The organism is Streptomyces sp. NPDC059850, from assembly GCF_042731515.1.
Lineage (GTDB): Bacteria > Actinomycetota > Actinomycetes > Streptomycetales > Streptomycetaceae > Streptomyces.
The window spans coordinates 162,504-185,828 of sequence record NZ_JBHWJI010000016.1 but is presented as its reverse complement, the minus strand read 5'-3'; the positions used below and the strand labels follow the sequence as shown (position 1 = coordinate 185,828).

Below are 23,325 nucleotides of genomic sequence, written 5' to 3'. Positions count from 1 at the left end.
CCCGGCGGCGCGGGGGCCGGCCTCGCGTCCGGGGCGTCCCCGGCGTCAGTCGGTGGCGAAGGTCGCGGCCAGCGCGTCGGCGAGCCCCGGCACCAGGCCGGCCCCGGTCAGCACCTCGGTCGCGGCGTCCTTCTCGCGCAGCCGCACCGCCGACTCGCGCTTCCCGTCCCGCAGCACGGCGACGGTCATCCGGACCTCCTGGCGCTCCGGGTGCTCCGCGACCCAGGACGCCAGCTGGGTGTCGTCCAGGTCCTTCGGCACGGAGGACTCGGCGGACGGCGGCAGCATCAGCCGCTCCACGGTCATGGCGCAGCCGATCACGGCGTCGGGCCAGGCGATGGTGGCCAGGAACTCGTCGAGCGGGGTCTGTGCGGGCAGCTCGTCCTGCTCGATGGGGGTGAAGGTCGCCGCGGGCTCGTCGGTGGCCTCGTCGAGGCCGAGCTGACCGGCCAGCTCGGGCTCCTGGGCACGCAGCTGGGCGGTGTCGACGAGGGCGAAGAGCCGGGCGGGCTGATCCCAGCCGAGCCCGGAGGCGTAGTCGTCGATCTCCAGGACGGCACGGGTGAGCGGATTCGCGGTAAGAGGGCTGGAACCAGGGGTTGCGTTGGACATGGTTCATATCGTGCCCTGATCGGACCCGGAATCGGGAACTGAGTAAAGCCTGAGTAAGTTGCATCAGGTGGGCCCATCTGTCCGGGCCCGTATCGACAACAGCGAACTTCGAGGTGCGCACCTTGGCTTTCCAGATGCCGGACCGCGGCGGAGGCCCGACGGGACCGCGGATCAGAGTGGGCCGACCGTCTCGGCGAGTCCGGACCCTGTTCATGACCCTGGGTGTGCTGGCCGTGCTGGCCATGCTCTTCGTCATGTTCGCGGGGTTTTGGACGGATTGGCTCTGGTATCGCTCGCTTCATTACTCTTCGGTCTTCAGTACCACTCTGCGGACCAAGATCGGGCTGTTCTTCGTCTTCGGTCTGCTGATGTCCGCGGCCGTCGGGGTCAACATCTGGCTGGCGCACCGGCTGCGGCCGCCGCTGAGCGCGATGTCGATGGAGCAGCAGAGCCTCGACCGGTACCGGATGGGCATCGCCCCGTTCAAGAAGTGGGTGCTGCTCGCGGTCACCGCGCTGGTCGGCCTGATCGCCGGGGCCTCCGCGGCCGGGCAGTGGCGGCTGTGGCTGCTGTGGATCAACAGCGTGCCCTTCGGCCAGAAGGACGCCGAGTTCCACAAGGACGTCTCCTTCTTCGCCTTCGACCTGCCCTGGTACCGCTTCCTGCTGAGCTTCGGCTTCGCGGCCACGGTGCTCTCCCTGATCGCCGCGGCCCTGGTGCACTACCTCTACGGGGGCCTGCGCGTCACCAGCCCGGGCGCCCGGGCGACCGGCGCGGCCACCGGGCATCTGTCGGTGCTGGTGGGCGTCTTCGTGGCGCTCAAGGCCGTCGCGTACTGGCTGGACCGGTACGGCCTGGCGGTGAAGTCGAGCGACTTCAAGGCCACCGACAACTGGACCGGTCTGCGCTATGTGGACGCCAACGCCTATCTGCCCGCGAAGACGATCCTCTTCTGCATCGCGGTCATCTGCGCGCTGCTGTTCTTCGCGACGCTGTGGCGGCGCACCTGGCAGCTGCCGGTGATCGGCTTCGGGCTGATGGTGCTGTCGGCGATCCTGATCGGCGGGCTCTACCCGGCGATCGTGCAGAAGTTCCAGGTCCAGCCGAACGAGCAGGCCAAGGAGTCGCCGTACATCAAGAAGAACATCGAGGCCACGCGCGACGCGTACGGCATCGATGCCTCCAAGGTGGCGGACTACACCGGCAAGACCGATGACAAGGGCAGCGCCGAGCTGCGCCAGACCGCCGATTCGACGGCCAGTTACCGGCTGATCGACCCGAGCGTCGTCTCGCCGACCTTCCAGCAGCTCCAGCAGAAGCGGAAGTACTACCAGTTCCCGTCGACCCTGGACGTCGACCGCTACAAGGACGCCAACGGCAAGGACCAGGACACCGTCGTCGGTGTGCGTGAGCTGAACCTCGCCGGTGTGCCCAAGCGGAACTGGATCAACGACCACTTCACCTACACCCACGGCTACGGCATGATCGCGGCCAAGGGCACCAGCCCGGACCCCGAGGCGGACCAGCAGGGGGCCCCGGACTTCACCGAGGCCGGGCTGCCGACCAGCGGGAACCCGCCCGGCAGCGGGCTGCGGACCTACCGGCAGCAGGTCTACTACGGCGAGAAGACCAACCAGTACTCGATCGTGGGCGGCCCGCAGAAGGAGCTGGACTACGAGGACAACGGGGAGAAGACCACCAGCTACAAGGGCAAGAGCGGGGTCAGCCTCTCCAACCCGGTCAACCGCGCCGCCTACGCGGTGGCGTTCGGCGAGCCGCAGATCCTCTACTCCGGCGCCATCGGCGAGGGTTCGCGGATCCTGTACAACCGCACGCCCAAGGAGCGCGTCGAGAAGGTCGCCCCGTGGCTGACCATCGACGGTGACGCCTACCCGGCGGTGGTCGACGGCCGCATCAAGTGGGTCGTGGACGCCTACACCACCACCAACGGCTATCCGTACGCCTCGCGGACCACCCTCGGCGACAGCACGGCCGACTCGCTGAGCGGCCGGGACCGCTCGGTGGTCGCCCAGCAGAACAAGGTCAACTACATCCGGAACTCGGTGAAGGCGACCGTCGACGCGTACGACGGCTCCGTCGACCTGTACGAGTGGGACACCAAGGACCCGGTGCTCAAGACCTGGAAGAAGGCCTTCCCGGGCACGGTCAAGCCGAAGAGCGCGATCAGCGACCAGCTGAAGGAGCATCTGCGGTATCCGCAGGACCTGTTCAAGGTCCAGCGCGAGCTGCTGACCCGCTACCACGTCACCGACCCGCAGCAGTTCTACAGCGGCAGTGACGCCTGGCAGGTGCCGGACGACCCCACCCGTAAGGATGGCAGCGCGGTTCCGCCGTACTACTTGAGCATGAAGATGCCGGACCAGAAGGAGCGGGCGTTCTCACTGACGACGACGTTCACTCCCAACGGGCGGCCCACGCTCGGGGCGTTCATGTCCGTCGACGCGGACGCCAAGAGCAAGGACTACGGCACCATAAGGATGCTCAAGGTCACCAATGACGTGCCCGGTCCACAGCAGGTGCAGAGCAAGCTCAACGGCACCCCCGAAGTGGCCGAGTTCGTCCGGAACCTCCGGGGCACCGACTCGGACATCGAGTACGGCAACCTGCTGACGGTGCCGTTCAACGGAGGCTTCCTCTATATCGAGCCGGTGTACGCGCGGGGCGGTAACTCCAACTACCCGCTGCTCAAGAAGGTGGGCGTCTCCTACAACGGCAACGAACCCGCCTTCAAGAACACCCTGCCCGAGGCGCTGGACGCGGTCTTCGGTGAGGATCCGGACGCCGGGGACGCGGACGGCGGGGAGCAGCAGCCGCCGGACGACAGCACCGGGAAGCCGAGCGCCGACCCCACGGTGCAGGAGGCGCTGAAGGACGCCGGGGAGGCCTGGGAGGACAGCCAGAAGGCGCTGGAGCAGAGGCCGCAGGACTGGGAGGCGTACGGCAGGGCCCAGGAGGACCTCAAGGAGGCGCTGGACAAGGCGGCCGAGGCGGAGCAGAAGGCCGCCGAGAAGAAGAAGAGCGGCTGATACGCCCGCGACCAGGGGAAACCCCGCGCCGTGGTAGAGTTGTGAACACAACGGCGCGGGGTGGAGCAGCTCGGTAGCTCGCTGGGCTCATAACCCAGAGGTCGCAGGTTCAAATCCTGTCCCCGCTACTGACAGACGAGGCCCGGATCCGCAAGGATCCGGGCCTCGTTGTATGTCTACTCAACGATTCGGGATACAAGCGTTTGGGTTGTCTCTCTGTGGGCAAGTCGACAAAACGCTGAAGTGACCTCACTGGCTGCGGTATACCAGGTGTACGGCGGATGCGGGTGATGCCACGATGGAATTTATGGGGGACAGGGTCAGTCTGTTGGAGACAGGGCGTTTTGCGCACACGCATGACGATGCCGAGGAAGAGACACGGCACCGCCGTGCGGCCGAGTCCGGCGATACGGGGTCGATGAGCGCACTGGGCGCGCTGCTGCTGCGCCGTGGCGACCTCGATGGTGCCGAGCCGTATCTGCGGGGCGCCACGGCCGCTGGTGACCGTGCCGCCGCCAACAACCTCGGCGTCCTGCTCCACCAGCGCGGGTACGCCGACGAGGCGGCCGGCTGGTGGCGCGTCGCCGCCGTCGCGGGATCCGCCGCGGCCGCGCACGCCCTCGGCCGCCACCACCGTGAGCGCGGCGACGAACCGGCCGCCGAGTACTGGCTGCGCCAGTCCGCCGAATCCGGCCACACCCTGGGCGCGTACGCACTCGCCGACCTGCTCGAACACCGCAGCGACATCGGTGCCGAGCGGTGGTTCCGCACGGCCGCCGAGCGCGGCCACCGCGAGGCCGCGTACCGCCTCGCCCGCCTCCTCGACCACACCGACGACGAGAGCGGCGAGGAGCGCGCCGGGGAGCGCGGCCGGACCGGTACCGACGCGGAGCCCGAGGAGGCCGAGCAGTGGTACCGGCAGGCCGCCGCGCGCGGCCACCGGCGCGCCGCGCTCCGCCTCGGCACGCTGCTGGAGAAGCGCGGCGAGACCCAGGAGGCGGGCCGCTGGTACCTGACGTCCGCCAAGGACGGCGAGCCGCGCGCCGCCTGCGCGCTCGGCTTCCTGCTGCGCGACGCGGGCGACACCGACAGCGCCGCGGAGTGGTGGCGCCGCGCCGCCCAGGACGGCGACGGCAACGCGGCCAACGCGCTCGGCGCGCTGCACGCCGACCGGGGCGAGACCCAGACCGCCGAGCGCTGGTACCGGGCCGCCCTGGACGCCGGGGACATCAACGGCGCGTACAACCTCGGCCTGCTCTGCGCCGAGCAGGGCCGCACCGCCCAGGCCGAGCAGTGGTACCGCCGCGCCGCCTACGCCGGGCACCGCGAGGCCGCCAACGCGGTCGCCGTCCTGCTGCTCCAGCGCGGCGACGCGGCGGGCGCCGAGCCGTGGTTCTCCAAGGCCGCCGAGGCGGGCAGCGTCGACGCCGCGTTCAACCTGGGCATCCTCTACGCGGGCCGGGACGAGGAGCGGGCCGCCCGGCAGTGGTACGAGCGGGCCGCGGCCGCCGGGCACACCGAGGCCGCCCTCCAGGTCGGCATCGCCCTGCTGCGGGAGGGCGACCACCAGGCGGCCGAGCGCCATCTGCGCTGCGCCGCGGGCGGCGGCAGCGCCGAGGCCGCCTTCCGGCTGGCGGCGCTGCTGGACCGCTCGTCGGTCGGCGGCGACCCGGCGGCGACCGGCACCGGCTTCAGCTCCGGGACGCGGTTCCCGGTCGCGCCGGACGACGGCTCCGTGCCCGAGTACGAGGAGTGGTACGAGCGGGCCGCCCGCCAGGGCCACCGGCGCGCCCAGGTGCGCGTCGGCATGCTCGCGGCTTCCCGGGGCGAGGTCGTCGAGGCGGCCAGCTGGTACCGGATGGCGGCCGAGGCGGGCAGCAGCAACGGGGCGTTCAACCTGGGGCTGCTGCTGGCCCGCGAGGGCAGCGAGCCGGAGGCCGCCCTCTGGTGGACGCGCGCGGCCGGGGCCGGGCACGGCCGCGCCGCGCTGCGCCTGGCGCTGCTCGCGGCCCGCCGTGGCGCGCTGGCCGAGGGACAGCGGTGGTGCGGCCGGGCGGTCGAGCTGGGCCCGGCGGAGGTCGCCGAGCGGGCGGCCCGGCTGCGGGACGCGCTGCAGCAGGAGCTGACCGCGTAGACCCGCGCGGATGACGCCCGGGTAACTGATTTGCTTCCGGAGTTGGCCTCGGGTTAATGTTTCACCACACCGACGCGGGGTGGAGCAGCTCGGTAGCTCGCTGGGCTCATAACCCAGAGGTCGCAGGTTCAAATCCTGTCCCCGCTACGAGAACGAAGGGCCCGGATCCTCAAGGATCCGGGCCCTTCGTCATGGATGAGCCCCTGCCAGGGCGCCGGGAGGCGCCCCGCCAGGGGCATTCGTATCAGGCCGCGCAGTCCGGGCAGAGCCCGCGGTAGGTCACCTCGACCGCGGAGACCGCGAAGCCGAAGCGTTCTTGCGCGGGCAGGTCGGCCAGCGGGTCGCCGACGGGGTGGACGTCACGGATCGTCCCGCAGCGCGCGCACACCAGGTGCTGGTGCGCGTGGTGCGCGTTCGGGTCGTAGCGCTTCGCCCTGCCGTCCGTGCTGACCTCGATCACCTCGCCGAGCGAGACCAGCTCGCCGAGGGTGTTGTAGACCGTCGCGCGGGAGATCTCGGGCAGACGGCCGGCCGCCAGCGCGTGTACCTCGTCGGCGGTGTAGTGCACGTGGTCCCCGTCGAGGACCTCGGCGACGACACGCCGCTGCGCGGTCAGCCGCCAGCCGCGCCCCCGGAGTCGTTTCAGCAGGTCACTCATGCCATTCACCTATCAGTCAGATAAGGCCAGGGTAGCAGTGGCCGCGTCCATGACCGGAATGGGTATGAGCCTCCACATCCTCTTGACTTAGACAAAGTCCAATGTAGGATCGAATCCGATCGAGAATGCGGGAGGCGCACGTGACGATCCAGGGCAACACCACGGGTTCGCTGACCACGGAGTCCGGGGCTCCGGTGGCGGACAACCAGAACAGCGAGACGGCGGGCGCCGGGGGGCCGGTCCTGGTCCAGGATCAGCACCTGATCGAGAAGCTCGCCCACTTCAACCGCGAGCGCATCCCGGAGCGGGTCGTCCACGCGCGCGGCGCCGGTGCCTACGGCACCTTCACGCTGACCCGTGACGTCTCCCGGTGGACGCGCGCGGCGTTCCTCTCCGAGGTCGGCAAGCAGACCGAGGCGTTCCTGCGCTTCTCGACGGTCGCGGGCAACCTCGGCTCGGCGGACGCGGTGCGCGACCCGCGCGGCTTCGCGCTGAAGTTCTACACCGAGGACGGCAACTACGACCTGGTCGGGAACAACACCCCGGTGTTCTTCATCAAGGACGCCATCAAGTTCCCCGACTTCATCCACACCCAGAAGCGCGACCCGTACACCGGCTCCCAGGAGGCGGACAACGTGTGGGACTTCTGGGGTCTGTCGCCCGAGTCCACCCACCAGGTGACCTGGCTGTTCGGCGACCGGGGCATCCCCGCCTCGTACCGCCACATGAACGGCTACGGTTCGCACACCTTCCAGTGGAACAACGCCGCGGGTGAGGTCTTCTGGGTCAAGTACCACTTCAAGACCGACCAGGGCATCAAGAACCTGACCTCGGAAGAGGCCGCGGTGCTCGCGGGCCAGGACCCGGACAGCCACCAGCGCGATCTGCGCGAGTCCATCGAGCGCGGGGAGTTCCCGACCTGGACCGTGCAGGTGCAGATCATGCCGGAGGCGGACGCGGCGGCGTACCGCTTCAACCCGTTCGACCTGACCAAGGTCTGGCCGCACGAGGACTACCCGCCGATCGAGATCGGCACGCTGGAGCTGAACCGCAACCCGCGCAACGTCTTCGCCGAGGTCGAGCAGTCGGTCTTCTCGCCCGCCCATCTGGTGCCCGGCATCGGCCCGTCCCCGGACAAGATGCTGCAGGGCCGCCTCTTCGCGTACGGCGACGCCCACCGCTACCGCGTCGGCGTCAACGCCGACCATCTGCCGGTGAACCGCCCGCACGCCGCCGAGGCGCGCACCCACGGCCGTGACGGCTTCCTGTACGACGGCCGCCACGCGGGCGCCAAGAACTACGAGCCGAACAGCTTCGGCGGCCCGGCGGAGACCGGCCGGCCGCTGTGGCAGCCGTCCACGGTCGGCGGGGTGACCGGTGACCACGAGGCGCCCTCGCACGCCGAGGACGACGACTTCGGCCAGGCGGGCACCCTCTACCGGCTGATGTCGGACGAGGAGAAGGAGCGTCTGATCGCCAACCTCGCGGGCTTCATCGCGCAGGTCTCGCGCGACGACATCGCGCGGCGGGCGATCGAGAACTTCCGCCGGGCGGACACCGACTACGGCAAGCGGCTGGAGGCCGCGGTCCAGGCCCTGCGCGGCTAGGGGATCTGCTGCACCGACCGCTTGTCGTACTACCCGAAGAGGCCGGACGCCGCTGGGCTCCGGCCTCTTCGTGCTGGGCGGGCCCTGTGAGGTCAGGCCAGCGCGGGCTGCTGGGCCGGGGTCCAGCAGCGGATGATGTCGCGCACCGACACCACCCCGACCGGGTCACCCGCGTCCAGGACGATCAGGTGGCGGAAGCCGCCCTGGCACATCGTGCGGGCGGCCTCCTCCAGGGTCCACCCGGGGGCGGCGAAGACGGCGTCGGCGGTGGTGTGGGCGTGCGCGGTCTCATGGTCCGGGTCCTGGCCCGAGCCGAGCGAGTTGAGGACGTCCCGTTCGGTGAGGATGCCGAGGTTGCTGGTGTCGGGGTCGAGCACGATGGCCGACCCGACCCGGCGGTCGGACATCAGCCGGGCGGCCTGACGGAGCGTATGTGCGGGGCCGATGGTGAGGACCACCGAGCTCATGGCGTCGCGGACGTACATGGGCATGGATGGGGCACCTCCTTGGAGGGAATCCGTGCGGACCGCGGGAGACGGCACTCGAGAACGGATTCACAAGTTCACAAGGTCCTGAATTCTCATGTTCACATGCTCCGCCGGACTCAACAAGGGCGCGCGGGAGTCGATCCGCCGCCTGATGCGCTCATACGCTCCGTTGACAGGCCCCTACGAGCCCAGGTAATCCAGCATCGTGCCGTGCAGCAGCCCGTTGGACGCCGCCGCGTCGCCGCTGTTCGGGCCCGGTACGCCGTCGAGTCCGGTGAAGCGGCCGCCCGCCTCCTGGACGATCACGGCGTTGGCCGCCATGTCCCACAGGGACAGCTCCGGCTCGGCGCACAGGTCCACCGACCCCTCGGCGACCATCATGTACGGCCAGAAGTCGCCGTAGCCACGGGTGCGCCAGCAGGCGCGGGTCAGGTCGAGGAAGCCGTTCAGCCTGCCGCGCTCCTCCCAGCCGCTGATCGAGGAGTACGCGAACGACGCGTCCCCCAGGTCGGCCACCTTCGAGACGTGCAGCCGGGACGCCGACGACAGGCTCCGCCCGGTGTACGCGCCCAGCCCCTCGGCGGCCCACCAGCGGCGGCCCAGCGCCGGTGCCGAGACCACGCCGACCACGGGCCGGTCGCCGCCCGCGCCGCGCTCCATGAGCGCGATCAGGGTGGCCCAGACCGGCACCCCGCGCACGTAGTTCTTGGTGCCGTCGATCGGGTCGACCACCCAGCGCCGCGGCCCGGTGCCTTCGCTGCCGAATTCCTCGCCGAGGAACGCGTCCCGGGGGCGGGCGCGCTGGAGCTGGGAGCGGATCAGCTCCTCGGCCGCCTTGTCGGCCTCGCTCACCGGCGTCATGTCGGGTTTCGTCTCGACCTTGAGGTCGAGTGCCTTGAAGCGCTCCATGGTCTGGGCGTCGGCGGCGTCGGCCAGTACGTGGGCGAAACGCAGGTCATCGTGGTAGTCGGCCATGGCCGAACAGTATCGAGCCACATCGGGGCGATCCACAGGAGGCTATTGACAGCATCTGGTGGACCGTCAATTCTGTGCGGGCAGGGGTCTGGGAGGCGACGATGCCCGCAGCGCGTGAAGCGTTACTGGAGGCGGCCTTCGCCGCCCTCGCGAGCCGTCCGTGGGCCAGGATCCGGATGACCGACGTCGCCGCCTCGGCCGGAGTGTCACGGCAGACCCTCTACAACGAGTTCGGCGGCAAGGACGGCCTCGCGCTGGCCCTGGTGCGGCGCGAGGCCGAGCGGTATCTCAGCGGCGTCGAGCGGGCGCTGACCGGGGTGCCGGGCGCCGCCGGGCCGGGTGAGCGGCTGGCGGCCGCGGCCGTGTGGACGGTCCGGGCCGGGACCGAGAACCCGCTGGTGCGGGCGGTGCTCACCGGATGCTGGAACGAACGGCTGCCGTCCCCCGTGCGCCCGGCCCCGGCCGGTGGCCCGGCGCGTTCGTCCGGCTCATCCGGCTCATCCCGCTCGTCCCGCTCGCGCCGGGCCGCCGCCGGGGAGCCGGTGCCCACGCCCGTCGACCTGCTGGGCCAGGCGCGGGACCGGGCGGTGCGGCTGCTGGCGGCGGAGTGGCCGCCGGGCGGTCCGGTGGAGCTGGCCCGGGCCTGCGACACGGCCGCGCGGCTGGCGCTGTCGTACGTCCTGGTGCCCGCGCCCGCCGTGGAGGTGGCGAGCGCGGTGCGCGGCGCGCTCGCCCAAGCGGCCCGCTAGTGCCCTGAGCCGGAGAGCTGGAGGCCCACCACGCCGATGATCACCAGCGTGATGGAGACGATCTTCAGCACGGAGACCAGGTCGTTCAGGAAGACCATGCCGTAGATCGCCGTCCCGGCCGCTCCGATGCCCGTCCACACCGCGTACGCGGGCCCCACGTCGAGCTTCTTCAGGGAGATCGTCAGCAGCCCGAAGCTGCCGAGCGCGAACGCGCAGAACGCGATCGTCGGCCAGAGCCTGGTGAACCCGTGCGAGAGCTTGAGGCAGACGGCGAAGCCCGTTTCCAGAAGCCCGGCGACCACGACCAGCAGCCACGCCATAGAGATGTCCTCCCGTACGTACCGCTGACGGCTGCCTTCGCCCGGGTTGTCTCGGTGCGATTATCCCTTTACCTCACCGGGTGGGCGGCAAACCCGGATCAGTCGCCCTCCCGGCGTTCGCGGGTGGCCAGCAGCCTCCGCAGGGAGTACAGCCGGGCCGGGTCGGCGTGGCCGTCGGTCACCCACTGGTCCAGGGCGCAGTCCGGCTCGTCGTGGCTGCAGGCGCGCGGGCACTCCTCGGTGCCCGGCCGCAGATCGGGGAAGGCGCCGATGACCCGGGTGGGGTCCACATGGTGCAGCCCGAAGGACCGTACGCCCGGGGTGTCGATCACCCATCCCTTGTCGTCCGGAAGGGGCAGCGCGAGCGCCGAGGTGGTGGTGTGGCGGCCTCGGCCGGTGACCGCGTTCACCCGTCCGGTGGCCCGTTTGCGCTCCGGCACCAGGGCGTTGACCAGGGTGGTCTTGCCGACGCCGGAGTGGCCGACGAAGACCGTGATCCGGTCCGCGAGCCGCTCGCGCACCCGGTCCGCGGCCTCCCCGCCCGCCAGCTCGTCGCGGTTGGTGACGACGAAGGGCACGCCGAGCGTCCGGTAGGTCTCCAGGATGCCTTCGGCGGGCGCCAGATCGGACTTGGTGAGGACGAGCAGCGGTTCGAGCCCGGAGTCGAACGCGGCCACCAGACAGCGGTCGATCAGCCGTGGCCGCGGCTCGGGGTCGGCGAGGGCGGTGACGATGGCCAGCTGCTCGGCGTTGGCGACGACCACCCGCTCGAACGGGTCGTCGTCATCGGCGGTCCTGCGCAGCACCGAGGACCGCTCCTCGACGCGCACCACGCGCGCGAGGGTGTCCTTGGCGCCGGACAGGTCGCCGACGACCGCCACCCGGTCGCCGACCACGACGCCCTTGCGGCCGAGTTCGCGGGCCTTCATGGCGATGATCGTGCGGTCCTGGATGAGGACATGGAGACGGCCCCGGTCGACCGTCAGGACCATGCCCTCGGAGGCGTCCTCGTGTTTGGGGCGGATATGGGTACGCGGACGATTGCCCTTGCGGTTCGGGCGGACCCGTACGTCGTCCTCGTCGGTGTGCTTGCCGTAGCGGCGCATGGCGGAACGCTCTCAGGCTCTCCGCGCCGTGGATGGTGTCGCGTCGAGCATTCCGGTCCACAGGCCGGGGAAGTCGGGCAGGGTCTTGGCCGTGGTCGCCACGTTCTCGATCTGCACGCCCTCGACGGTCAGGCCCAGGACGGCGGCGGCGGTGGCCAGCCGGTGGTCCTCGTAGGTGTGGAAGATCCCGCCGTGCAGCGGGCGCGGACGGATGCGCAGCCCGTCCTCGGTCTCCGCGGCGTCGCCGCCGAGTTCGTTGATCTCCTTGGCGAGGGCGGCCAGCCGGTCGGTCTCGTGCAGCCGCAGATGGGCGATGCCGCGCAGGACGGATTCGGAGTCGGCCAGCGCCGCGACCGCCGCGATCACCGGGGTCAGCTCGCCGACCTCGTGCAGATCGGCGTCGATGCCGGTGATCCGGCCGGTGCCGGTGAAGGTCAGCCCGGCGTCGGTCAGCTCGCAGGAACCGCCCATGTCGGTGAAGATCCGGCGCAGCGCGTCACCGGGCTGGGTGGTGTGCTCCGGCCAGTCCGGGATGGTCACCCGGCCGCCGGTGACCAGGGCGGCGGCCAGGAACGGCGCCGCGTTGGACAGATCGGGCTCGACGACCAGGTCCCGGCCGAGCAGCGCGCTCGGCGCGACCCGCCAGACGCCCTGCTCGCCGCCCGCCTCCGGGGTGTCGACCCGCGCGCCCGCCGCGCGCAGCATGTCGACGGTCATCCGGATGTGCGGCAGGGAGGGCAGCGCGGCGCCGATGTGGCGCACCTCCACGCCCTGGTTGAAGCGCGGCGCGGACAGCAGCAGCGCGCTCACGAACTGGGACGACGCCGACGCGTCGATGCGGACCGGGCCGCCGTCCAGCGCCCCGCCGCCGTGCACGGTCATCGGCAGCGCGCCGCGGCCGTCGTCGTCGATGCGGGCGCCGAGGGCGCGCAGGGCGTCGATCACGCCGTGCAGCGGACGCTCGTACGAGCGCGGGTCGCCGTCGAAGCGGACCGGGCCGTCGGCGAGGGAGGCGACCGGCGGCAGGAAGCGCATCACGGTGCCCGCGTTGCCGACGTCGATGGTGGCCGGGCCGTGCAGTCCGGCGGGGATGACCCGCCATGCCTCGCCGCCGCCGGAGGAGCCGCCCGCGCCGAAGGCGCTGTCGGAGACCGTCTCCTCGATGCCGACGCCCATCGCGCGCAGCGCGTCGGCCATCAGCAGGGTGTCGCGGGAGCGCAGCGGGCGGCGCAGCCAGCCGGGCTCGGCGGCGAGCGCGGCCAGGATCAGACCGCGGTTGGTGACGGACTTCGATCCGGGCACGGTGACGGTCGCGTCGACCGCCCCGTCAGCGGTCGGGGCGGGCCAGAGGGCGGTGTGATCGCCCGGGGAAGTCTCAATGCCGGTCATGGGTCTCACTTTAGTGGCTCACCGAGAGTGCGAATCTTGATCAAAAGCGGCGAAACCCAGTCGAAACACCGCGCTGCTAGGGGGGCGCTGGGTCACAGGCGCAGCAGCCAGCGGCCGCCGCCGATCAGCGAGCACAGCGAGACGACGTGGAAGAGCAGCAGCCACACCACGGCGGGCACATTGGTGAGCCGGGCCAGCTGGTCGGGGTCGGAGTCATGGGCTCCGCCGGACCGCCGCTTGCGCTGGAGTTCGAAGGGCGGACGGACGCCGCCGAGCAGCAGGAACCAGACCACGCCGTACGCGAACGCGGCCTGTACGTCCGGTTCGGTCAGCCAGGAGACGAGGAAGAAGGCGGCCCCGGCGGTGACGACCGTGAGCACGCCGTACGCGTTGCGGATCATCACCAGCATCACGGCGAGCAGCCCCGTCGTGCCCCACAGCAGCGCGGTGATGTGGTTGGCGGCCAGCAGCCAGGCGCCGAGCAGCCCGATCAGGGAGGGCGCGGTGTATCCGGCGGCCGCCGTGAGGACCATGCCGATGCCGGTGGGCTTGCCGCGCGAGACGGTCAGCCCCGAGGTGTCGGAGTGCAGCCGTATGCCGTCCAGGCGCCGTCCGCTGAGCAGCGCGACCAGTCCGTGGCCGCCCTCGTGGGCGATCGTGATCGCGTTGCGGGATATCCGCCAGGAGGTACGGAAGACGACGACGGCGAGGGCGATCAGCCCGGTGGAGGCGACCAGCCACAGCGTGGGGTCGGGCTGGGCTCCTACGACCCGGTCCCACAGATCGGCGGCGTTCGTTGCGTCCATGTGCGGGCGGCTCCTCGCGTCGGTTGGCGTCGTGGCAGTGTGGCACCTATGTGCGGTCGATACGCAGCGAGCCGGAGACCTGAGGATCTCGTCGGGCTCTTCGGAGTTCAGAAGTGGGAGCCGGAGGAGACGCTGGCGCCCGACTGGAACGTCGCGCCCACCAAGGACGTGTACGCGGTGCTCGAACGCCCGCTCAAAGGCCCCGGGGCCGAGGCCGCAGGCCCGGGGCCGGTCCGCCAGCTGCGGGCGCTGAAGTGGGGGCTCGTGCCGTCCTGGTCGAAGTCCCCCGAGGGCGGCGCGAAGATGATCAACGCGCGGGCCGAGACCGTGCACGAGAAGCCCTCGTACCGGCGCCCCTTCGCCTCGCGCCGCTGCATCCTGCCCGCCGACGGCTACTACGAGTGGGTCACCGGGTCGGGGGAGCGGCAGCTGGAGGAGAAGGGGAAGCGCAAACGGCCGCGCAAGCAGCCGTACTTCGTGACCCCGGTGGACGGGTCGGTCATGGCGATGGCCGGGCTGTACGAGTTCTGGCGGGACCGCACGCTGCCGGACGAGCATCCGCGCGCCTGGTGGGTGACCTGCACGGTGATCACCACCGAGGCGGAGCGGGAGCCGTTCGCGGGCGGCGCCGTCGGGGACGAGGGTCCCGGCTCGCTGGCCGAGATCCATCCGCGGATGCCGCTCGTCCTCACCGAGGACCGGTGGGACTCCTGGCTGGATCCGGCCCGTACCGACCCCGACGAGCTGCGTCCGCTGCTGGCGCCGCCGCCCGCGGGGCTGTTGCGCGCGTACCCCGTGGCGACCGGGGTGAGTGACGTCCGTAACAACGGACCGGAGCTGCTGACCGAGCTGGAGGGCCCGGAAGAGGGCACTCTGTTCTGATGACGCGCACCTCAGCCCCCACCGCCGAGACCGTGCCGACCCCGGTCGGCGACGCCCGTATCACCTGGCACCACGCCCCCGGGGCGCACACCGTGCTGGCCGTCTCGCACGGCGCGGGCGGCGGCATCGAGGCGCGCGACCTGCGGGCGCTGGCCGCCGCGCTGCCGTCGCGCGGGGTGAGCGTCGCGCTGGTCGAGCAGCCGTGGCGGGTGGCGGGCAAGAAGGTCGCGCCCGCGCCGAAGACCCTCGACACCGGCTGGCGGGCCCTGTGGCCCGCGCTGGAGCGGCCCGGCCTGCCGGTCGTCGCGGGCGGCCGCAGCGCGGGGGCTCGGGTGGCCTGCCGTACGGCGGCCGAGCTGGGCGCCCGCGCGGTGCTGGCGCTGTCCTTCCCGCTGCACCCGCCGGGCAAGCCGGAGAAGTCCCGCGCCGGGGAACTGCTCTCCAGCGGCCTGCCGACGCTGGTCGTGCAGGGCGGCCGGGACGCCTTCGGGCGCCCCGGTGAGTTCCCGGCGCTGCCGGAGACCATGGAGCTGGCCGAGGTGCCGTACGGCGATCACGGCTTCGCCGTGCCGAAGTCCGCGGACCTCACGGAACCGGAGGCCATGGCCGTGATCACCGACGCCGTCGGGGAGTGGCTGGCGCGCCTTTGAGGGGGGGTGTGGGTGAGATCACGGGAATGCCGCCCCGGGGGTTGGTGTTACACGAACCGTAGGTACTGACCGCGTAAGAGGCACCAGCACGAGGAGAGGGAGTTCCCCGCATGGGTTCGCTTGCTTGCCCGGCCCGCCCGCACGCCGCTGACCTGGACTGGCGTCAGCTGGAAGCGGAGCAGACCGCGAAGATCGAGGCGGCGGGCGGACCGGATCGTCGTCTATTCTCCGATTCGAGCGGGTCCGCATCGGGTACCGCCGCGAATACGGAGGAGGTGGGTCAGGTCACTGGGACCGACGCAGAGACCGACGGCGTCATCGAGGGAGCGCGGGACGAGCAGCGGCAGGAGACGTCCGCGGAGCGCAACGCGCGCTTCGAGCGGGACGCCCTGACGTACCTCGACCAGATGTACTCCGCCGCGCTGCGCATGACCCGTAATCCGGCCGACGCAGAGGACCTCGTGCAGGAGACGTACGCGAAGGCGTACGGGTCCTTCCACCAATTCCGCGAGGGCACCAACCTCAAGGCGTGGCTGTACCGCATCCTGACCAATACGTTCATCAACTCGTACCGCAAGAAGCAGCGCGAGCCCCAGCGCAGTGCGGCCGAGGAGATCGAGGACTGGCAGCTCGCGCGCGCCGAGTCGCACATGTCGACCGGTCTGCGGTCCGCCGAGTCCCAGGCCCTGGATCACCTGCCGGATTCGGATGTCAAGGAGGCCCTTCAGGCCATTCCCGAGGAGTTCCGGATCGCGGTCTACCTCGCGGATGTCGAGGGGTTTGCGTACAAGGAGATCGCCGACATCATGGGGACACCCATCGGTACGGTGATGTCCCGCCTGCACCGTGGGCGCCGCCAGCTGCGCGGTCTGCTGGAGGACTACGCCCGTGGGCGCGGGCTCGTCCCGGCGGGCGCGTCCGGTGCCGCGGCGGACGAGTCGCACGATCGGAAAGGCGCGGACTCATGAGCTGCGGAGAGCCGCACGAGACGGACTGCTCCGAGGTCCTCGACCATCTCTACGAGTTCCTCGATCGCGAGATGCCCGACGGGGACTGCGCAAAGTTCGAGGTGCACTTCGACGAGTGCTCCCCCTGCCTGGAGAAGTACGGCCTGGAGCAGGCCGTGAAGAAGCTGGTCAAGCGGTGCTGCGGGCATGACGACGTGCCCACCGACCTCCGTTCGAAGGTCATGGGCCGCATCGAGCTGATCCGCTCCGGGCACGCGGTGCCCGAGCGTGAGCTGACCACGGAGGCCGTGGACACGACCGGCGAGGCGTCCGCCCAGGAGTGAGCCGCCCCCGGGCCGCCCCCGGGCCGCACACGGTGTTCACCGAAGCGGTCCGATCATCACCCGAAGGGGTGCAATCGGGTGGACCATCCGGTCCCGCCCGCCGCATGCGGCCCTATTCTCCCCAATCTGACCCGCCCCTGACGGGGGCGGCGATCCGGATGCGGATGGGGAGGAGGGCGGTCGTTGCGGTCACTTCCTCTCGTCGCGCGCGCCTATGTGGTGAGCGCCGTGCTCGCGGGGGCGTTGTGTGCCGCCCCGGTGCTGAGGCCCCAGGCGGCCGTCCCGTGGGCCACGGTGATCCTGCTCGCCGCGGTGTACGCGGTGGGGTCGCGCACGGTGCGGGCCCCGTCCCCCGAATGGTGCAGCCCCGTCCTTCTGGCCGGGGCTTTTCTGCTGCCGCCCGCCGCCGCGGCGCTCGTCGCGGTGCCCGGGGCGCTGCTGGGCCGGGTCGAGCGGGACCCCGCGCCGGTCCGGCGCGCCTGGCGGGCCGCGCAGCTCTCACTGGCCGTCTGGGCCGCCGCGTACGCCTTCCGGGCCCTCAGTGGCCCCTCCGCCCTGCGCGCCGCCGAGAACCCCGGTGTGCCCGGTTTTCCGCGCGCCCTGGCCGCCGTACCGGCCGCCGGGCTCGTGCTGGGGCTGGTCACCGTCGCCCTGGAGGGCGCGGTGCTGGTCCTCGCCGAGCGCCGTTCGGCCCGGGCCGCCTGGCGCGGGCGGCACCTGAGCGCGCTGGCGCCCCAGCTGGTCCACGGGCCCGCCGGGCTCGCCATGGCGGTGCTGTGGACCAGCCCGTACGGCCCGGCGGCGGCCCTGCTGGTGCTGCTGCCGATGTACGTCTGCGCCTGCGTCTTCGCGCTCTGCCACCGCGAGCGCGCCGCCCACCAGGCCACCATCCGCGCCCTCGTCCAGGCGGTCGACATCAAGGACCGCTACACCCGGGGCCACAGCGAACGGGTCGGCCGCGCCTCCGTGATGATCGCCCGCGAGCTGGGCATGAGCGGCGACCGGCTGGAGGCCCTGCGCATCGCGGGCATCCTCCACGACGTGGGCAAGCTCGGCGTCCCCACCCGGCTGCTGCGCAAGAACGGCCCCCTGACCCCCGAGGAGCGCCGCGTCATCGAGCTGCACCCCGAATACGGCCACGAGATGGTGCGCGGCATCCGCTTCCTGGGCGAGGCGCGGACGGCCATCCTCCACCACCACGAGCGGCTGGACGGCAGCGGCTATCCGTACGGTCTCGCCGGTGCGCAGATCCCGGAGTTCGCGCGGGTGGTGGCGGTCGCGGACGCCTTCGACGCGATGACCTCGACGCGTACGTACAGCCGGGCCCGGCCGGTGGAGACGGCGGTCAAGGAGCTGAAGCGGTGCGCGGGCTCCCAGTTCGACCCCCGCATGGTGCGGGCCCTGGCCCGCGCCCTGGACCGCCACGGCTGGCACGCGGCGGTCACCGCGGACGCCCGCGCGGACGCCGCCGACGAGCGCGGAAACGTCCCGCCGCCCCAGCCCGCTCCACTCGTACGCGCCGCCGCCCCGCCGCCCGACGGCTCGCGCCCCGGCGGCGGCTCGTGACCGCCCGGCGCGGCGGCACGCCCGGCCCGGAGGGCCCCCGAGCGCCTGGCCCCCGCCGGACCCCGCCCGGCGGGGGCCCGCGCCCGCCGGGCGCCCGGGCGCGTGATGGGGACGACCGCCCGGCGACGGATCAGGACCCCGGGGCGCCCGGTGGCGACGGCCCAGGTGCCTCCGCGGAGCGGGCACCCGGTGGCCCGGGCCGAGACCCTGACCTGGACCTGGACCTGGACCGGGACCGGAGTGCGGCGGAGTGGGCCGCGAGGCAGGCGGGCGGGGGTGTCGAGGGGGGCCGCGGCTCGCGGGAGACCTGGTCCGGTGGCCCGCCCCGAACCGGCCGGGCACGGAGTGGAGGCGACTCCGGGTCGTCCGGTGGCTCCGGTCCGGCCGAGGGCCGCCAGGGCGGTGGCCCGGTCCCGGCGCCCGACCCGGACGGCCGGGACCGGGACATCCGACGTGTGCCCGGCCGCGCCGAGGGGCTCTCCGGCGGGCTGGAGCGGCTCGCGGAGCGGCACGCACGGGCGGTCCGGCGGGCCCGGGCAGCACGGGAATCGGGCCCGGTGGTGCGGCGGCGGGGTGGCCGGGGGGTTCTCGGGGCGGTGTACGGGGCCGCCGGGGCGCTCGCCGTGGTGGCGCTCGCCTGGACGGAGTGGCACGGCATACGCGAGCCGGGGGCGGCGCTCGCCTTCGGGCTGCTCATCGCCCTCGGGGAAGCCATCCGGTGCTGCGACGCCCCGGCCGCGCTCCCGCGCGCGAGCGGGGCGCACGAGCAGCGCGGCGAGCCGGCGCCGCTCGCCGCCGCGGGCGCCCTCGGGTACGCCCTGCTGGGGCATCTGGGCGGGGAGCCCACCAGCCATGGGGTGCTCCAGGTCGTCACCGTCGTCGTGGCGGCGTCCCTGACCGGCCTGGTGCCGCGCATGGCGCTCGGGCGCCCGGCCGACCCGGGCCACACCGCCCGCCGCGTGCTGACCGTCGGGTTCGCGGCGACCTGTTTCCAACCGTTGCACCACACCGGCCGGTTGGGCTCCTGGCTGGGGCACGGCCCCGCCCTCGTCGGCTACTTGCTGGGCGTGCTGGCGCTGACCGCGCTGTGCGACGCGGTGCTCGCGGCCGCCCTGGCGCGCGCCCGCACCGGGTGGCCGTACGGGCCGCTGCTCCGCGACGAGCTGCGGGCGCTCGGCGGCATAGGGTCGGCGATCTGCGCGACCGGGGTGGTGATGGCGCTCACGGTGGCGGTCGCCGGGCTGTGGGCGCTGCCGGTGCTGGCGCTGCCGCCGCTGCTGATCCAGTACTCGTTCCGCCGCTACGCCGCGATCCGGGCGACCTGCCGCCAGACCATCGCCTCCCTGGCCCGTTCGACCGAGATCGCCGGGTACACCCCGGTCGGCCACGCCCGCAAGGTGGCCGGGCTCAGCCGGGCGGTCGGCCGTGAGCTGGGGCTTTCCGAGCCCGCCCTGACTGTGCTGGAATACGCGGCGCTGATGCACGACATCGGGCAGCTGTCCCTGGTGGACCCGGTCCCGGCCGGGGCGACCGAGCCGCTGCCCCGCGCCGAGCAGCGCCGGATCGCGCTGCTGGGGGGTGCCGTGGTACGGCAGACGGGGGTGCCCGCGGAGGTCGCGCTGATCGTCGAACAGCAGGCGGCCCCGTACCGCGAACAGCCGCTGTCCGCGCGTATCGTGCGCGCGGTGAACGCGTACACCGAGGCGGCGGGCGGCCCGGCGGCCACGGGACAGGCCGCCGGACAGGCCGTCGCGGAGCGGGGTGCGGCCCCGCTGCGCGCCCTGGAGCGGCTGCGGCTGGCCACCGCGCGGGATTTCGATCCGGCGGTGGTCGAAGCGCTGGCGACGGTGCTGTCCCGCCCGGCGTACGACCGCCCCCGGTGAGGAATCCGGTGAGTAATCCGCCGGGGAACAGGGCGGGCAACTCGGTGAGTAACTAGGAACTCGCGGGTAATGAGCGGGTCTCCCAAGAGGCATGGTTGGATGCGAGAGAGGGGTGTCGGGCCGATGGCCGGTGGCAAGGAGGTGAGGTGGGCATCGTCTCCCGGCCGAAGGGTGAGGGGCTGGGCTGAGATGTCCGCGGATGTGTGGCAGGTTGTCTTCCAGGGAGGGCGACGCCGTCCGCGTAAGGCTCTGGTACGGGACTACTTCGATACCGGCAGGCGGGAATCGTGAAGATCTTCGGCAAGGTACGGCACCGGCCGTCCGCCTCATGGCGGCAGGCCACGGACCGTGCGTTCACGCTCATCGGCGACGGCCGGTACGAGGACGCGGGCGCGCTGCTGACCCGCGCCGCCGACCTGGAGCCGTGGTTGTCGGAGTCCTGGTTCAACCTCGCGCTGCTGCACAAGTTCCGGCACGACTGGGAGCAGGCCCGGGCCGCCGGGCTGCGCGCGGTCGCGCTGCTGGACCGCGAGGCGGGCGCCCCCGACTGGTGGAACGTGGGCATCGCCGCGACCGCCCTCCAGGACTGGCCGCTGGCCCGCCGCGCCTGGCAGGCGTACGGGCTGAAGGTGCCCGGCGAGGCCTCCGCGTCCGGTGAGCCGCTCGGTATGGAGCTGGGCAGCGCGGCGGTGCGGCTGTCGCCCGAGGGCGAGGCCGAGGTGGTGTGGGGCCGCCGCCTGGACCCGGCCCGCATCGAGGTGCTGTCGATCCCGCTGCCGTCCTCCGGGCGGCGCTGGGGCGAGGTGGTGCTGCACGACGGCGTCCCGCACGGTGAGCGGGTGACCTCCGCGGGCCCGGCCTACCCCGTCTTCGACGAGATCGAGCTGTGGGCGCCGTCGCCGGTACCGACCTGGGTGGTGCTGCTGGAGGCGGCCACCGAGGCCGACCGGGACGCCCTGGAGCGGCTCGCGGCGGACGCGGGCTTCGCCGCCGAGGACTGGTCGTCGTCGGTGCGGCTGCTGTGCCGTTCCTGTTCGGAGAGCCGCATGCCGAGCGACGAGGGCGAGGGCGAGCACCTGGACCCCCATGACCACAGCGAGCCCGGCCACCCCGGCCCGCTGGGGCACCGTACGGCGGGCTCGGGCTCCCTGTGGGTCGCCGAGCGCGAATGCGGCATCGCGGCGCCCAGCGGGCTGGTGCGGGGGCTGCTGGACGGCTGGGTCGCCGACAGCCCGGACACCCGGGAGTGGCGGGACCTGGAAGAGGTCTGCTGAACGCCCGCAAAGCCCCGGAAAGGCGCCGGAAGGCCCCGGAAAGGCCCCGGAAGGGCCGCTGATCCCCCGGCCCTCCGGGCGGGCCGTACCCTGTAGGGCGACGCATCAGGGTTGAAGGAAGGCGTACGGCGGACGATGTCGCAGCAAGGGACCACGAAGCAGCAGGTGGACGACGAGTTCGTCGTGGACACGGAGGACTGCGAGGAGCGCGAGCGGGCGTACCGCGAGCGCGGCACCGCCCGCCCGATCACCGTCGTCGGCAATCCGGTGCTCCACAAGGAGTGCCAGGACGTCACCGCCTTCGACGACAAGCTCGCGGCGCTGATCGACGACATGTTCGCCAGCCAGCGCGCGGCGGAGGGCGTCGGCCTGGCCGCCAACCAGATCGGCGTCGACCTGAAGGTCTTCGTCTACGACTGCCTGGACGACGAGGGCGTACGCCACGTCGGCGTGGTCTGCAACCCGGTCGTGGAGGAGCTGCCCGCCGACCGCCGCGTCCTCGACGACTCCAACGAGGGCTGCCTGTCGGTCCCCACCGCCTACTGCGAGCTGGCCCGCCCGGACTACGCGGTGGTCCGCGGCCAGGACGCCGAGGGCAACCCGATCGCGGTTCGCGGCACCGGCTACTTCGCCCGCTGCCTCCAGCACGAGACCGACCACCTCCACGGCTACCTCTACATCGACCGCCTCTCCAAGCGCGACCGCAAGGACGTGCTCCGGCAGATGGCAGAGGGCACCGCCCGCTACGAGACGGTCCCGAACGACTGAGCGCACCTCCGTACAGCACGGCACAGGGCCGGACCCCCTCTCGGGGAGTCCGGCCCTGTTCTGTGTTCGCGAGACGCAGAGGCTCAGAAGTCGTCGTCGAAGGAGACCGAGCCTTCGACCGCCACCTGGTAGGCCGAGGCGCGGCGTTCGAAGAAGTTGGTCAGCTCCTGGACGTCCTGCAGCTCCATGAAGGAGAACGGGTTCTCGGAGCCGAAGACCGCCGGGAAGCCGAGGCGCTTCAGGCGCTGGTCGGCCACGCACTGCAGGTACTCGCGCATCGACGCGGTGTTCATACCGGGCAGGCCGTCGCCGCACAGGTCGTGGGCGAACTGGAGCTCCGCCTCGACGGCCTCCTTCAGCATGTCGATGACCTGCTGCTCCAGCTCGTCGTCGAAGAGGTCGGGCTCTTCCTCGCGGACGGTGTCCACGACCGAGAAGGCGAACTCCATGTGCATGGACTCGTCGCGGAAGACCCAGTTGGTGCCGGTCGCCAGGCCGTGCAGGAGGCCGCGCGAGCGGAACCAGTAGACGTAGGCGAAGGCGCCGTAGAAGAACAGGCCCTCGATGCACGCCGCGAAGCAGATCAGGTTGAGCAGGAAGCGGCGCCGGTCGGCCTTGGACTCCAGGCGGTCGATCTTCTCCACCGAGTCCATCCAGCGGAAGCAGAACTCCGCCTTCTCGCGGATGGAGGGGATGTTCTCGACCGCCGCGAAGGACGCCGCCCGGTCGTCCGGGTCGGGCAGGTAGGTGTCCAGCAGGGTCAGATAGAACTGGACGTGCACGGCCTCCTCGAAGAGCTGCCGCGACAGGTACAGCCGCGCTTCGGGGGAGTTGATGTGCTTGTAGAGCGTCAGCACCAGGTTGTTGGACACGATCGAGTCGCCGGTCGCGAAGAACGCCACCAGTCGGCTGATCATGTGCTGCTCACCGGGGGAGAGCTTGGCGAGGTCGGCGACGTCCGAGTGGAGGTCGACCTCTTCCACGGTCCAGGTGTTCTTGATCGCGTCCCGGTAGCGGTCGTAGAACTGCGGGTACCGCATCGGCCGCAGGGTCAGCTCGAACCCGGGGTCGAGCAGGTTCTTGGTGCTGTCCGGCGCGGTGTTCGCGGTGGTCATCTCGG

At 72.0% G+C, this 23,325-nt stretch carries 21 protein-coding genes and 2 tRNA genes; 14 read left to right on the top strand and 9 right to left on the bottom strand.

Annotated elements, in window-relative coordinates; all coding sequences use genetic code 11:
* Nucleotides 1-45 precede the first annotated feature (45 nt).
* On the bottom strand, nucleotides 46-612 hold the full coding sequence (locus ACFV9T_RS16115; protein ID WP_385440519.1) for a PPA1309 family protein: 567 nt from the start codon (nucleotides 610-612) through the stop codon (nucleotides 46-48).
* A gap of 134 nt (nucleotides 613-746) precedes the next feature.
* Between ACFV9T_RS16115 and ACFV9T_RS16110 the strand changes: the two genes are divergently transcribed.
* The 4 genes from ACFV9T_RS16110 to ACFV9T_RS16095 all read left to right on the top strand — a co-directional run bounded on the left by ACFV9T_RS16110 (nucleotide 747) and on the right by ACFV9T_RS16095 (nucleotide 5,940).
* On the top strand, nucleotides 747-3,659 hold the full coding sequence (locus ACFV9T_RS16110; protein WP_385440548.1) for a UPF0182 family protein: 2,913 nt from the start codon (nucleotides 747-749) through the stop codon (nucleotides 3,657-3,659).
* A gap of 54 nt (nucleotides 3,660-3,713) precedes the next feature.
* Nucleotides 3,714-3,787 (top strand) — tRNA-Met (locus ACFV9T_RS16105).
* Nucleotides 3,788-3,957: 170 nt separating this feature from the next.
* A complete protein-coding gene (locus tag ACFV9T_RS16100) occupies nucleotides 3,958-5,793 on the top strand; it encodes a tetratricopeptide repeat protein (RefSeq protein ID WP_385440517.1) in 1,836 nt (611 codons plus the stop codon).
* A gap of 73 nt (nucleotides 5,794-5,866) precedes the next feature.
* Nucleotides 5,867-5,940, top strand: a tRNA-Met gene (locus ACFV9T_RS16095).
* Nucleotides 5,941-6,037: 97 nt separating this feature from the next.
* Here the strand turns inward: ACFV9T_RS16095 and ACFV9T_RS16090 are convergent.
* Nucleotides 6,038-6,451, bottom strand: coding sequence for a Fur family transcriptional regulator (locus ACFV9T_RS16090; RefSeq protein ID WP_385440515.1), 414 nt, complete (start codon nucleotides 6,449-6,451; stop codon nucleotides 6,038-6,040).
* Between the two features lie 125 nt (nucleotides 6,452-6,576).
* Here ACFV9T_RS16090 and ACFV9T_RS16085 point away from each other — a divergent pair, with 125 nt between their 5' ends.
* The gene (locus ACFV9T_RS16085) at nucleotides 6,577-8,058 is read left to right on the top strand and encodes a catalase (protein WP_385440513.1); all 1,482 of its coding nucleotides are present in this window, start codon (nucleotides 6,577-6,579) and stop codon (nucleotides 8,056-8,058) included.
* Between the two features lie 92 nt (nucleotides 8,059-8,150).
* On the opposite strand, the gene ACFV9T_RS16080 is transcribed toward ACFV9T_RS16085, so the two are convergent.
* A complete protein-coding gene (locus ACFV9T_RS16080; RefSeq protein WP_385440546.1) occupies nucleotides 8,151-8,543 on the bottom strand; it encodes a cyclic nucleotide-binding/CBS domain-containing protein in 393 nt (130 codons plus the stop codon).
* Nucleotides 8,544-8,726: 183 nt separating this feature from the next.
* The gene (gene hisN / locus ACFV9T_RS16075; RefSeq protein WP_385440511.1) at nucleotides 8,727-9,521 is read right to left on the bottom strand and encodes a histidinol-phosphatase; all 795 of its coding nucleotides are present in this window, start codon (nucleotides 9,519-9,521) and stop codon (nucleotides 8,727-8,729) included.
* A 101-nt stretch (nucleotides 9,522-9,622) separates the two neighbouring features.
* Here hisN and ACFV9T_RS16070 point away from each other — a divergent pair, with 101 nt between their 5' ends.
* Entirely contained in the window at nucleotides 9,623-10,270 is a 648-nt protein-coding gene (locus ACFV9T_RS16070) for a TetR/AcrR family transcriptional regulator (RefSeq protein ID WP_385440510.1), read from the top strand.
* On the opposite strand, the gene ACFV9T_RS16065 is transcribed toward ACFV9T_RS16070, so the two are convergent.
* From ACFV9T_RS16065 to ACFV9T_RS16050, 4 genes are all read right to left on the bottom strand, one after another.
* Nucleotides 10,267-10,590, bottom strand: coding sequence for a DMT family transporter (locus ACFV9T_RS16065; RefSeq protein ID WP_385440508.1), 324 nt, complete (start codon nucleotides 10,588-10,590; stop codon nucleotides 10,267-10,269). The genes ACFV9T_RS16070 and ACFV9T_RS16065 overlap by 4 nt on opposite strands.
* Before the next feature lie 98 nt (nucleotides 10,591-10,688).
* Complete coding sequence (rsgA, locus tag ACFV9T_RS16060) at nucleotides 10,689-11,696, bottom strand: ribosome small subunit-dependent GTPase A (RefSeq protein ID WP_385440506.1); 1,008 nt, start codon at nucleotides 11,694-11,696, stop codon at nucleotides 10,689-10,691.
* Nucleotides 11,697-11,708: 12 nt separating this feature from the next.
* On the bottom strand, nucleotides 11,709-13,085 hold the full coding sequence (aroA, locus tag ACFV9T_RS16055) for a 3-phosphoshikimate 1-carboxyvinyltransferase (protein ID WP_385440504.1): 1,377 nt from the start codon (nucleotides 13,083-13,085) through the stop codon (nucleotides 11,709-11,711).
* A 92-nt stretch (nucleotides 13,086-13,177) separates the two neighbouring features.
* Nucleotides 13,178-13,891: a M50 family metallopeptidase gene (locus ACFV9T_RS16050; RefSeq protein ID WP_385440502.1), complete on the bottom strand. Its 714-nt coding sequence runs from the start codon at nucleotides 13,889-13,891 to the stop codon at nucleotides 13,178-13,180.
* A gap of 48 nt (nucleotides 13,892-13,939) precedes the next feature.
* Here ACFV9T_RS16050 and ACFV9T_RS16045 point away from each other — a divergent pair, with 48 nt between their 5' ends.
* The 8 genes from ACFV9T_RS16045 (at nucleotide 13,940) to def (ending at nucleotide 22,205) form a co-directional block, all read left to right on the top strand.
* A complete protein-coding gene (locus ACFV9T_RS16045) occupies nucleotides 13,940-14,773 on the top strand; it encodes an SOS response-associated peptidase (protein WP_385440500.1) in 834 nt (277 codons plus the stop codon).
* A complete protein-coding gene (locus tag ACFV9T_RS16040; RefSeq protein ID WP_385440497.1) occupies nucleotides 14,773-15,423 on the top strand; it encodes an alpha/beta family hydrolase in 651 nt (216 codons plus the stop codon). Before ACFV9T_RS16045 ends, ACFV9T_RS16040 begins: the two co-directional genes overlap by 1 nt.
* A 275-nt stretch (nucleotides 15,424-15,698) precedes the next feature.
* Nucleotides 15,699-16,391, top strand: coding sequence for a sigma-70 family RNA polymerase sigma factor (locus ACFV9T_RS16035; protein WP_385440544.1), 693 nt, complete (start codon nucleotides 15,699-15,701; stop codon nucleotides 16,389-16,391).
* A complete protein-coding gene (gene rsrA / locus ACFV9T_RS16030; protein WP_385440495.1) occupies nucleotides 16,388-16,714 on the top strand; it encodes a mycothiol system anti-sigma-R factor in 327 nt (108 codons plus the stop codon). The genes ACFV9T_RS16035 and rsrA overlap by 4 nt, the downstream gene beginning before the upstream one ends.
* 183 nt (nucleotides 16,715-16,897) lie before the next feature.
* The gene (locus ACFV9T_RS16025; protein WP_385440492.1) at nucleotides 16,898-18,280 is read left to right on the top strand and encodes an HD-GYP domain-containing protein; all 1,383 of its coding nucleotides are present in this window, start codon (nucleotides 16,898-16,900) and stop codon (nucleotides 18,278-18,280) included.
* 560 nt (nucleotides 18,281-18,840) lie between these two features.
* A complete protein-coding gene (locus ACFV9T_RS16020) occupies nucleotides 18,841-20,163 on the top strand; it encodes an HD-GYP domain-containing protein (protein ID WP_385440541.1) in 1,323 nt (440 codons plus the stop codon).
* 287 nt (nucleotides 20,164-20,450) lie between these two features.
* Entirely contained in the window at nucleotides 20,451-21,437 is a 987-nt protein-coding gene (locus tag ACFV9T_RS16015) for a tetratricopeptide repeat protein (protein WP_385440491.1), read from the top strand.
* A 135-nt stretch (nucleotides 21,438-21,572) separates the two neighbouring features.
* The gene (def, locus tag ACFV9T_RS16010) at nucleotides 21,573-22,205 is read left to right on the top strand and encodes a peptide deformylase (RefSeq protein WP_385440489.1); all 633 of its coding nucleotides are present in this window, start codon (nucleotides 21,573-21,575) and stop codon (nucleotides 22,203-22,205) included.
* 83 nt (nucleotides 22,206-22,288) lie between these two features.
* Here def and ACFV9T_RS16005 read toward each other — a convergent pair whose 3' ends face one another.
* Nucleotides 22,289-23,320 carry a ribonucleotide-diphosphate reductase subunit beta gene (locus ACFV9T_RS16005; protein WP_385440487.1) on the bottom strand — a complete coding sequence of 344 codons (1,032 nt, stop codon included), beginning with the start codon at nucleotides 23,318-23,320 and terminating at the stop codon, nucleotides 22,289-22,291.
* Nucleotides 23,321-23,325 lie beyond the last annotated feature (5 nt).